The organism is Caballeronia arationis (assembly GCF_001544975.2).
Lineage (GTDB): Bacteria > Pseudomonadota > Gammaproteobacteria > Burkholderiales > Burkholderiaceae > Caballeronia > Caballeronia arationis.
Map to the genome: position 1 here is coordinate 1 of NZ_FCOG02000169.1, position 10,933 is coordinate 10,933.

The window sequence follows — 10,933 nt, forward strand, 5'->3', positions numbered from 1 at the left end:
GCTCTATCAGTATCGGAATCGAGCTTCACTTGGCTAGCCGCGCACAATAATTCACCCATAGATTCCCCCGACGATCCAAAAATATCAGCGTGGCACACTGGAGTGCTCATCGCACGCGAGCCCGGTGCCAAACCCCTTGCCCGTGTACGCCGTGATTGGCGAGTGTTCCAGACCGTGATTATGGCGGGGAGGTTGGGCGTTTCGTACGAAGCGCAGCAAGAATGCCCTTGAGGATATCGATGGGAGGCGGCGGACAGCCCGGGATCGTAACGTCGACCGGTAGCAGATTCGACAGCGGCCCGCGCACGGCGTAGCTGTTCCTGAAAATACCGCCCGTGCAGGCGCACTCGCCGGTGGCAACCACCAGCTTCGGCTGAGGCGTCGCCTCGTAGGCTCGCAATACCGCTTCCTGCATGTTCAGCGTGAGCGGGCCAGTGACCAGCAGCATGTCGGCATGGCGGGGACTCGCGACGAAGCGGATTCCCAGGCCCTCGATGTTGTAGTACGGATTGTTGAGTGCATGGATTTCGAGTTCGCAGCCGTTGCAGGAGCCTGCATCGATCTCGCGAATGCAGAGCGCCCGGCCGAGCACATCGAGTATTTCCTGCTGGATCCGGTGACCTTCGGCCCGCCATGTGTCATCGCCCTCGGGCACGCGCAGAGTCGGCGTGCCAGTTGTCGCGATCTGTTTGAGAAGTTGCCACATTACAGGTCATGTCCCGCATAGTTGAGATTGAACGACTTGTTGATCAGTGGGAAATCGGGGACGATATTGCCGATGATCGCGTGCTCCAGGGCCGGCCAGTTCTGCCACGAAGGGTCATGGCAGTGACAGCGCCAAATGGTCCCGTCAGCCCCGGTCTCGAGCGCGACGAAGACATCGCCGCGCCAGCCTTCGATCCAGCCGACCCCGCAGGATGACGAGCCACCGTGTTCAATCCGGGACGCGATCTCACCGCCTGGCAGATCGGCGAGGAGGGCGCGAACCAGTCGGATTGACTCATAGATCTCGCTGAAGCGGGCCGCGACGCGGGCCGCCACGTCACCCCGGTCGTCACTGACCATCTGCACCTGAACCTCGTGGTATGGCGCGTAAGGGTGATCAACACGGACATCGATTTGCCGCCCGCTTGCACGTGCGACCAGCCCGCACACGCCGAAGTGCTTCGCCACTCTTGCGGAGAGGATGCCGGCACCGGCAAAGCGATCCTGCAGCCCTGACTGGTCGTCGTAAATGTTCTGCATCACACGAACCTGCGCGTCAATCTGCTCGCACTGTGTCAGTATCGCGGCGATGAAGCGTGGATTGATGTCCGTTGCCACGCCCCCAGGAACGATCTGATCCATCAGATAGCGATGTCCGAAAGCCTGATTGTTCAGGCGTAGCCAGTCTTCCTTCAGACGGGAAAACTGTGCGAGGCCATACGCGAACCCCGCGTCGTTGCCGAGCGCTCCGAGATCACCCAGATGGTTGGCAACGCGCTCGCGCTCGAGTAACAGCGCCCGCAGCCATTGCGCGCGTGGCGGAATCCGTCCATTCAACGCGCGCTCGACCGACATGCAATAGGCCCACGTAAAGGCGACCGTGCTGTCTCCGGCGATGCGTCCTGCGAGACGGTGTCCGTCGAGCGCGGGCACTTGCTCGAAGAGTCGCTCGATTCCCCGGTGCGCATAGCCCAGCCGCTCCTCGAGACGCAACACCTTTTCGCCGACGACCGAGAAGCGGAAGTGTCCGGGCTCGATCACGCCTGCGTGGATCGGACCGACGGCAATCTCGTGGACACCGTCACCATCGACGTGGACGAACGGATAGTCCGCTTCCTGGGATTGAAACCGCTCGGTCCCGGACGACAATCTCTGCAACGGAAAGTAATCGGCAGGCCAGTTGCCATGATTCAGCCACGGCCGTGTATCTGCGGCGCCGATCGCGCGCAGCCCGACCAGATCGTAGACGGCCCGTTGCATGCGTGTCGCGCACGGAAAGACCGCCGATATATCCGGGTATCCGTCGCTGTCCCCGTGCCCGTCGCCTACCGGCGACCGAAGCCACAGGATGCCGTCTTCCAGTGCATACGCGGCGGAGATCACGAAGGTGCCTGCCGTCTCTTCGGCACCCCACAGGGAGATCAGACGGCCACCCGCCTCGCGCACCGTGCCGGCGGTGCGGGTCCACGTGTCTTGATCGACCCGTGCGAGAAAAGCCGAAGATCTGCCCGCGAACACGGACAGGCGAACCAGGTTGGGAAACCCGAATGCCTCGATGCGCATGTGTCACCCCCCGATCATGGCCGCCGCCTGCCGATACCACGTCGCAAGATAGGGCGGAATGTAAAGTCCCAGCATCAAACCAATGCCGAGATGGACGAACACGGGCAGCAATGCCGGTGGGTGTTCAAGAACCCTTGCCGTCGTGTCTCCGAACACCATACCCTGCACGCGCACGAAGATGGCAGCGAACGCTATGGCAAGCGCGAGCAACAGGAAGGGCGTGGCCCATGGGAGTTTGTTCATCGCGGTCGTCAGGATCAGGAACTCGCTCGCGAAGACGCCGAATGGCGGCATGCCCAGGATCGCAAGCGCCCCGAGCATCATGCCCCACCCAACGGTTGGGCTCACGCGTAACAATCCGCGGATGTCGTCGATCGCCTGGGTGCCGGCCTTCTGGGCCGCGTGCCCGACGGTGAAGAAGATGGCCGACTTGACGAGCGAATGCACCGTCATATGGAGCAGGCCCGCGAAGGTCGCGATGGGGTCGCCAAGCCCGAAGGCGAACGTCATCAGACCCATATGTTCAATCGACGAATACGAAAAGAGCCGCTTGACGTCTTTCTGCCGAAACAGCGAAAAGGTAGCGATAAGCATCGAGACCAGCCCGAAGCCGAGCAGCAGATGTCCTGGCAGGCCGTTGCGGAGCGCGCCATCGGCGAGCACCTTGCAGCGCAGCACCGCATAAAGCGCAACGTTGAGCAGCAGGCCGGATAGTACGGCCGAAATCGGCGTAGGGCCTTCAGCATGGGCATCGGGCAGCCAGTTGTGCATCGGCACGAGGCCGACCTTGGTGCCATAGCCGATCAGCAGGAACACGAACGCGAGCGAAATGATGGTCGGGTCGAGACTGCCCTTGACCGCGTTGAGACTGGTCCAGAGCAGCGCATCGCCACCGCCGAGCTGCCGGCTTGCGGCAAGATAGAGCAGGATCGTGCCGAACAGCGCCTGCGCGATGCCGACGCCGCACAGGATGAAATACTTCCACGCGGCTTCGAGGCTGGCTGCGGTGCGATAGACGCTGACCAGCAGAACGGTCGCGAGCGTGGCGGCTTCCATGGCGACCCAGAGGATACCCATGTTGTTGGTCAGCAGCGCGAGCAGCATCGCAAAGATGAACAGCTGGTACATGCTGTGGTAAAGGCGCATGCGAGGGCCGGTCATCTTGCCGCGCTCACGCTCGATGCGCATGTAAGGCCTCGAAAAGATCGACGTGGTCCAGCCGACGAAGGCCGTGAGCGCGACGAGGAACACATTAAGCGGATCGACGAAGAAGAGTTTGCCCAGCGCAAACGCCGGCCCGTGCGCCACGGTTTGCACGGCTAGCAGCGCGGTGGCCGCGAACGTGAGGAAACTGAACCCGACGTTGAGTTCCGCCGCGGCGTGGTGGTGTCCCACGAGCGCGAGGCATGCGCCTGCGAAGAGCGGGATCCCGAAAACAAGCAGCAGTACCCAGGCTTCAGTCATCCTTGAGTTTTTCCAGGTGATGAATATCCAGACTGTCGAACTGTTCTCTGATCTGGAACATGAACACGCCGAGGATCAGGCTGCCCACCAGCACATCGAGTCCGATGCCGAGTTCGACGATCATCGGCATGCCGTTCGTCGCCGCAGCAGCGGCAAAAAACAGACCGTTCTCCATCGACAGGAAGCCGATCACCTGAGGGATCGCCTTCGCGCGCGTAATCATCATCATGAACGACAGCAGCACGCAGGCGAGTGCGATACCGAGCGTGCCACGCGCGACCGATGAGGCGAGCTGGCTGATCGGCGACGCGACATTGAACGCGACGATCACGAGCACGATGCCGATCAGCAGGGTGGCGGGAATATTGAGGAGCGACTCCACATCCATTTTCACGTTGAGCCGCTGGACCAGCCTGTAAAGTATCCAGGGGATCAGGCCGACCTTGAGCACCAGCGTGAGTGCGGCGGAGATATAGAGGTGCACGTCGGCGGTGACGTATCCGAGGATCACATTGGCTGACACGAGTGCCAGGCCCTGCAGCGTGTATAGGTGAATCAGCGACAGGATCCGGCGCTGGCTGAGCATCGCAAACGACAGCAGCAGCAGGATGGCGGCCAGGAAGTTGATAATCTGCGTGGCAAGCCCGTGCATTCAAGCCCCCAGCAGGAAGTGAACGAGCATCCCGATGACGGCCAGTAGAAACGCTGTCGCGAGAAACTCGGGCACGCGGAAAATACGCATCTTCGCGTTGGTCGTCTCGACGACCGCGAGCGCCGCGCCACCTATCAACAGCTTGACGAGGAGCGCCGGTATCGCGAACAGCAGCGCCATCGGATTGCCGGCCTCCGCGATGCCCCACGGAATGAACAAGGCAACGCCGATGCAGGAGTACGCGAACAGTTTGAGGCTCGCGGCCCATTCCATCAACGCGAGATGCCGGCCGGAGTACTCGAGGATCAGCGCCTCATGGATCATCGTCAGTTCGAGGTGGGTGGTTGGGTTGTCGACCGGCAGGCGCGCGTTTTCGGCGAGCGAGACCATCGTGAATGCGATCCCCGCGAACGCGAGGCTCGGATAGATCGCCAGTTCGCGATGGCTGAGCGTGGCGACGATGGTGGTCAGCAAGGTCGACTGCGTGATCAGCGACGCCGAAAAAAGGACCATCAGCAGGGCAGGCTCCGCGAGGAAGCCCACCAGCATCTCGCGGCGCGCGCCGAGGGTGCCGAACGCGGTGCCGACGTCCATCGCGGCCAGCGCTATGGCCACGCGCGCCAGCGCGAAAAGCCCCACCAGGGCAATCGCGTCCGCGGCCGGCGACAGCGGTAGATCGGTGGAAAGAGTGGGCACGATCGCGCAAGCGAGCGTCATGCATGCCCAGACGACATATGGCGCGCCGCGGAATATAGGGCTGGCGTGGTCGGCGACCACCGACTCCTTGTTGAACAGCTTGTGAAGCATCCGGTAAGGCTGCCAGATGCTTGGCGCCCGGCGGTTCTGCAACCGTGCGCGGCACATGTTGACCCACCCCGTCAGTAGGGGCGCAGCCGCCAGTGCGAGCAGAATCTCAAGCCCCTGGGAGATCAATCCGGAGAGCGTGATCATCGCCTCACCAGCATCAGCAGTACGATCAGCACAAGAAAACTGTGCATCAGATAGATCGCGATGCGGCCTGTCTGGAGCAACCCGGCCAGTGCCGCGATGCGCTTGACCAGCCGCGCGATCGGATCATAAATCAGGGTCCACGCGCGATCCGTCACGGTAACGCTGTACACGGGGTGTTCGTCGAACGGAGAGGGCAGCCGCCGTTCGATCCTGAACAGAGGTGCGAAGATTTCGCGGATCGGCTGCCCGAACCCTTCTGCCGTGTCCTGCATGCGCGCGTTCACGAACGGAAAGCCGCAGGCCCAGGGGACCGCCCGCCGCAGGCGCCCATGATAGAGACGGCGTACCAGTAACCACGCGAGCCCACAACATGCAAAGAAGAACAGCAGGAAAACCGCCGGCATGTAGCTGGCCCGGTCTACGCTCGTGGGGGCGAGCAGCAGCCAGCCATTTCTCGCGACGGCCTGGCCGATGCCGGCGCCAACCAGCAATCGCGTGACGCGATCCAGAACGATCACGAACTGCACCGGCAGCAGCCCGAGGAGCACGCAGGTCGCTGCCAGCCACACGAAGCCAACCCGCTCCCACGGGCTCGCATCGCGTGCCTCGCGCAGCTTCGCCTCGCGGGGCTGGCCGAGAAAGATGATGCCGAAGAACTTGACCATCGTGTAGCCCGCGAGCGCAGCGACCAGAGCAATCAGCGCGGCGACGAGCGGCACCACCATGTTCAGGAATGGGTCAGGCAAGCCCGGCGTGAACAGAAAGCTCTGCAGTAACAGCCATTCGGAGACGAAACCGCTCAATGGCGGCAGGCCGGCGCTGGCGAATGCGCCCACCAAGGCCGCCCACGCAGTCCACGGCATGAAGCGGATCAGGCCACCCAGCCGCCCGAGATTGCGCTCGCCCGTCGCGTGCAACACGGAGCCCGTCCCGAGAAACAGCAGGCTCTTAAACGTCGCGTGGCTCGCGATCTGGTAGAGCAGGGCCGTCAACGAAAGAGCCGCCAGCGCGTTCATCCCGTACGCGCGAAACAGGATCCCCAGCCCCATGCTCACGAACATCAGGCCGATGTTGTCGATCGACGAGTACGCAAGCAGCCGCTTCATGTCCGTCTGGATGGCGCTAAACACGACGCCGAAAAGGGCGGTGAAGAGTCCGAGTATCAGCATGAGCACGCCCCACCACGCAATCTGCACGTGCAGCAGGTCGAACACCGTGCGTAGCACGCCGTAGAGGCCGGCATTCAGGACGAAACCGCTCATGAGGGCCGATACCGGCGACGGCGCGGCCGGGTGAGCCTCGGGCAGCCAGACATGCAGCGGGAAGATCCCCGCCTTAGTGCCGAAGCCAAACAGCGCCAGCAGGAACGCGATGGACGCCCAGAACACGTCCAGATGCTGCTGACGCATGTTGGCGAACGTATAGTCGCCGGTATTGGCCTGCAGCAGGCCGAAGCACAGCAAGAGCGCCAACGCGCCGACATGGGAGATCAGGAAGTAGAGCCACGCGGCTCGGCGGATCTCTGCAATGCGGTGATTGGTCATCACCAGGAAGGTGGCCGACAGCGTCATCGTCTCCCATGCCACCATGAAGCAATACGCATCGTCTGCCAGCAACACGACGGCCATGCTCGCGAGACACACGTGATATTCAAAACACAACAGACCGGGCGGAGTGCCCTCACCCTTGCGGAAATAGCCGGCGGAAAACGCGCTCACGCCCGTGCTTACCAGACCCAGTACACAGAGGAAATACGCTGACAGGCCGTCGAGCCGCAGATGGAATGGCAGGTCCGGCAATCCGAGCGGCAGGACGGTTTGCTGGGGACCTGCGAAAACGCCAGTCAGGCCCAGTCCGCACAGAAACAGGCCGAACACCGCGCCGACCGGAAACAGGCCATGCGCCACCACTCGTGTGCGGCGCAGGTTGGCGAGTCCCAGGACTCCAACGACCAGCCAGCCCGCAGTCACAAGCAGCACATAATGGATGACCAGCAGGTGTTCCATCGGCGTTGTCTCCGGTGCCGTCAGACGTCCTGTTCGACGAGCAGTGTGTTGGACGAAGGGCATCTCGGAACGGGGTCTGTCCGGTGGTGACGTTCCATTTTTTTGACATACCGGTACAGGTCGGGCCCCATCGATTTCGTGATGGCTTCAGCGCGCGGATCGTTGTTCTGCAGGTTGGCCACCAGCACCCCTTCGCTGCGCAGCGCGGTATGACAGGCGTCGTAGAAGGACTGGCTCGACAGGCTGGCGGGCAGGCCTAATGCGTCGAAGCCGTCGAGCGGAATCACATCCGCGACGCCAATCCTGTCCGAGAGATACTCCGCTGCGTCAGCGTGCACGATCCGGAATCGCCCCGATTCAGGGGGAATGGCAAACCATTCGCGTGACGCGATCACTCTGTCGTCGATTTCGACGATGGTCACGCGGGTAGATGGGAATTTATGAAAGCGGTATTTGGACAGCGATCCTCCGCCCAGACCACCGATCAGGACGTCCCGGGGATCAGGGCGAAAGAGCTGGAAGGACATCATGGCCCGCGTGTACGACAGATCGAGTTCGGGCGGCGCAATCTTGCGCATCGTGCTTTGTATGCCGAAAGCGTCGAAACACAGCGACCGCGTGCGCAACCCCTCGCGTACTACACGTTTGCCAAAGGTCTTCCCCCAATGCTCCGCGAGAGCATGCCTTAGCTGATTGTGGTGATCGGGTGACAATCCCATGTTTTCCTGAAGTTGCAGATAAGTTACCGTTAGCTGGAGTTATGCAGCGACCGATGAGTCGCGGTAGCCTTAAAGTATCCGTCCGTGCGGTCAAGCAAGCGCCTCATTGACGAAAGTGCGGGCGACCCACGGTCGGGGTCGATTAGTCCGATTCGGCACTGTGAATGAAGCCTCATCGGCTCGGCTCACGCCCCATCGCCAGTTCGTTGGCTCATCAGGCAAGCCACGTATGCACTAAGTTCGAAAGCGCTGATGCCATAATTGTGATATCCGGTTCGCAAGGGCGCGAGATACTGCATAGGGAAAGCAGACCAGTACGGGCCCGAGCACGATAGCCGCCCCCGGGTGCACCAGTCCATAGATCAGAAACTGCGCCACTGTGTCGAGAACGATACCCATAGCCACCAAATTACCAACGACTGAAAGTCCGCTTCGAAGAAGATTTTTGCGATTTCCGCTATCGGTAACCAGTCGATAGATGAACGGCTGGTGCCTTCCGCGTGCATCAGCCAGTCCACTTCGGCAGCCGAGCACAATTGCAATGAGTGGCTGCAGCACAAATCTAAGCCGCCCCGGGCCCGTGAGACGAAGCGGTAATTCATCAAGAAACTGTCGCGAAAACAGATAGATACGGCCGTTCTGATACGTGTCAATTACCGCAGAAGGGAGTGCGACGACGAGAACCGCCACGGCGATCACGAAGAGCGCCTTGCTAAAAATGTCGTGTTTCCGCATCATCGCTGACGACACTCCGCCTCAACACCGCATCATCACTCGGTCTTCGGCGCGATCCTACGCCGCGTGAACGCTTCTACGCATTCAGGATGCGCCAATGCTTCGCAACGAACTTGACGTATGTCAACATCACGCTTCGTGGAACCCTTTGCGTCCTACTGTGCCGCAGGATGCATTCTGCTGGACGTCCTGATAGAGGCCAACGCCCAACTGATGGCTCGGTATAACTTTTCCCGCGAATGGAAACCTCGACAGCCTTCAATCTCCGCCTCAACTCCCCCGTACACCAGTTCCGACTTTAGCTCCTGAGGAAAGGCGACCAGGGACTTCACGCTGACGTCACACGGCTGGTCTTGTACCCGATGCCATTAGGACCTGAGACCGTAGAGAATCGGAATGAAGTGCGATCGGCGGAACCAGCGCCTGGAGTTCCTCGGGTGGCTATTGCTGAGCCTGAGGCTGGGCTCTTAAAGCCGGGGTTGGCGTTGCCGAAGCGGGAAGTGGTGTAGCACAGGCACTGCTGCCGAGGCAGGGTTACGGGATTGGGCTACAGCCGACGCAGGCGAGGCGTCGGCGCGTTGACGGGCTGTCAAATACAATCGGATCAGCAGCCTCAGTCTCAGACCGACGAGGACTCCGCAATGGCGTGGTTGCCGTTAGCGCCCAGCCGTACGTTCGAGGAACGGGTTCTCTGTTTCTCGAACGCGTCGGATCTCGGCGCCGTATCCGCTCAGCATTAGACCTAAAGGGCCGCCCGGTTACCCAACGGCGTCCGGCGCGTGGCTCTAGCCAGTCTGTTCGTTGACCTAGATCAAACGGTACTTCTTGCGCTTGCTGATAATAAGTCGCCGCGTCAACGGATGCTTTCATCATTTTAGACCGTGCGTCACCCAGGACAGAAGGCCGACCCAGAACTTAAGGAGCTGCGCTGACGCTGCTCAAGGAGGCCAGCAAACTGAACCTTGCGCGATCGACTGGCGTCGTGGCGCTGCTCTGGCAGCGCGTGCCGATCGAGCGGTAGCCCTACTAGATCTTTGCGCTCGACGCATCTGGATGCTCGTGAACGTGCGATTCAGGTGCCGGACGCATCAGGAAACTTGAACCTTTGTTGTGACGCAACTATGCAACTGCCTATCACTGAAGAGCATCTTCGAACGGCGGCGTACCGCCTCTGGGAGAAAGCGGTTGCCCAGAAGGCATGGCCCACGAGTTCTGAGACCGAGCGCGGTAGGAGTTGGGCGTGAGCGGGAATCGTGACGATCGCGAGGCGATTGAATCGTCGGACGACCTCGACGCGCGCGGGTCGTGAGCGACGCACAGTCTCGGATCGTTCCGATGGCGCTCAGTAATCTGATTGTTAATGCTTCAATTACCTGTGCCGATAGTACCGTCGAGATATGGATTCGGTCTTTAGATGACGATATTTTCGACAATGGATTGATTGACGATTTCGCCAGTCGCCTCGATTACGTGAGGTACCTGAAAGACGCTTTTCGCGATATCCGAAAAGGGCAAAATCCGTCGCGCCGTTCGAGATCCATTCATCGAATCGAGAGGTCATCGTGCGTTCCGTTTCAACGCAGAAGATCGGAGCGACCGTCAGGAAGGACGCTTCATGGGCGCTCGGCGCGCTCACGCAGTTCTCGGAAAACCGCTGCGCCGCGATGGCCGCGGCCATCGCCTTCTACTCGGCGTTCTCGTTGGCGCCGACGCTCGTCATGGTGATTGCGGTGGCAGGCTGGGTGTTCGGACCCGCAGCAGCGCGTGGGCAGCTCTTTCATCAGGTGAACGGGCTGATCGGCGATCAAGCGGCGGCGGGTGTGCAAAGCATTGTCGAGAATGCGCATCATGCCGGCGGGACCGGCATCGCCGCGCTCATCTCATTCGTGCTGCTGGTCGTCGGTGCGTCGGCGACGTTTTCATCGCTCAATAGTGCGCTCAATAGGGTGTGGCCGATCTCTGGCGAGCCGCGCTCCGAAGCAATGGCGACGGTGCGCGTGCGGCTCGTCTCGTTCGGGCTAGATTCCTTGACTGAATTGATCTTGTAGCAGTCGAGTCAAGTTTCTACGCGGCGATTTTGACCTGATCGCACCAGGTGTTAACGGCCTTCTCAGCGGTGCGGAAGCTGCGCTGCAAAG

General features: G+C 61.0%; 8 protein-coding genes and 2 pseudogenes. 1 reads left to right on the plus strand and 9 read right to left on the minus strand.

Going from position 1 to position 10,933, the window contains the following annotated elements:
• Positions 1 to 178 precede the first annotated feature (178 nt).
• From AWB81_RS37310 to AWB81_RS47510, 9 genes and pseudogenes are all read right to left on the minus strand, one after another.
• Positions 179 to 706, minus strand: coding sequence for an NADH-quinone oxidoreductase subunit B family protein (locus AWB81_RS37310; RefSeq protein ID WP_062642980.1), 528 nt, complete (start codon positions 704 to 706; stop codon positions 179 to 181).
• Positions 706 to 2,268: a hydrogenase large subunit gene (locus tag AWB81_RS37315; protein WP_062642982.1), complete on the minus strand. Its 1,563-nt coding sequence runs from the start codon at positions 2,266 to 2,268 to the stop codon at positions 706 to 708. Before AWB81_RS37315 ends, AWB81_RS37310 begins: the two co-directional genes overlap by 1 nt.
• 3 nt (positions 2,269 to 2,271) lie before the next feature.
• The gene (locus AWB81_RS37320) at positions 2,272 to 3,732 is read right to left on the minus strand and encodes a hydrogenase 4 subunit F (RefSeq protein WP_062642984.1); all 1,461 of its coding nucleotides are present in this window, start codon (positions 3,730 to 3,732) and stop codon (positions 2,272 to 2,274) included.
• Positions 3,725 to 4,384, minus strand: a complete 660-nt coding sequence (locus AWB81_RS37325) for a hypothetical protein (protein ID WP_062642987.1) — start codon at positions 4,382 to 4,384, stop codon at positions 3,725 to 3,727. Before AWB81_RS37325 ends, AWB81_RS37320 begins: the two co-directional genes overlap by 8 nt.
• Positions 4,385 to 5,335 carry a respiratory chain complex I subunit 1 family protein gene (locus AWB81_RS37330; protein WP_062642989.1) on the minus strand — a complete coding sequence of 317 codons (951 nt, stop codon included), beginning with the start codon at positions 5,333 to 5,335 and terminating at the stop codon, positions 4,385 to 4,387.
• Positions 5,332 to 7,341 carry a hydrogenase 4 subunit B gene (gene hyfB, locus AWB81_RS37335; RefSeq protein WP_062642991.1) on the minus strand — a complete coding sequence of 670 codons (2,010 nt, stop codon included), beginning with the start codon at positions 7,339 to 7,341 and terminating at the stop codon, positions 5,332 to 5,334. Before hyfB ends, AWB81_RS37330 begins: the two co-directional genes overlap by 4 nt.
• Before the next feature lie 20 nt (positions 7,342 to 7,361).
• Entirely contained in the window at positions 7,362 to 8,060 is a 699-nt protein-coding gene (locus AWB81_RS37340) for a fused MFS/spermidine synthase (protein ID WP_062642993.1), read from the minus strand.
• A gap of 234 nt (positions 8,061 to 8,294) precedes the next feature.
• The gene (locus tag AWB81_RS37345; RefSeq protein WP_062642995.1) at positions 8,295 to 8,798 is read right to left on the minus strand and encodes a hypothetical protein; all 504 of its coding nucleotides are present in this window, start codon (positions 8,796 to 8,798) and stop codon (positions 8,295 to 8,297) included.
• 293 nt (positions 8,799 to 9,091) lie between these two features.
• Positions 9,092 to 9,233: pseudogene (locus AWB81_RS47510) on the minus strand (DUF3300 domain-containing protein); the annotation flags it as partial.
• A gap of 1,124 nt (positions 9,234 to 10,357) precedes the next feature.
• On the opposite strand from AWB81_RS47510, the pseudogene AWB81_RS37350 reads away from it, so the two are divergent.
• A pseudogene (locus AWB81_RS37350) lies at positions 10,358 to 10,816 on the plus strand (YhjD/YihY/BrkB family envelope integrity protein); the annotation flags it as partial.
• Positions 10,817 to 10,933: the final 117 nt, after the last annotated feature.

Bases quoted from the DNA above. Each gene is read 5' to 3' on its own strand.
- AWB81_RS37310 (WP_062642980.1), bottom strand. From the start codon at position 706: ATGTGGCAACTTCTCAAACAGATCGCGACAACTGGCACGCCGACTCTG.
- AWB81_RS37315 (WP_062642982.1), bottom strand. From the start codon at position 2,268: ATGCGCATCGAGGCATTCGGGTTTCCCAACCTGGTTCGCCTGTCCGTG.
- AWB81_RS37320 (WP_062642984.1), bottom strand. From the start codon at position 3,732: ATGACTGAAGCCTGGGTACTGCTGCTTGTTTTCGGGATCCCGCTCTTC.
- AWB81_RS37325 (WP_062642987.1), bottom strand. From the start codon at position 4,384: ATGCACGGGCTTGCCACGCAGATTATCAACTTCCTGGCCGCCATCCTG.
- AWB81_RS37330 (WP_062642989.1), bottom strand. From the start codon at position 5,335: ATGATCACGCTCTCCGGATTGATCTCCCAGGGGCTTGAGATTCTGCTC.
- hyfB (WP_062642991.1), bottom strand. From the start codon at position 7,341: ATGGAACACCTGCTGGTCATCCATTATGTGCTGCTTGTGACTGCGGGC.
- AWB81_RS37340 (WP_062642993.1), bottom strand. From the start codon at position 8,060: ATGGGATTGTCACCCGATCACCACAATCAGCTAAGGCATGCTCTCGCG.
- AWB81_RS37345 (WP_062642995.1), bottom strand. From the start codon at position 8,798: ATGATGCGGAAACACGACATTTTTAGCAAGGCGCTCTTCGTGATCGCC.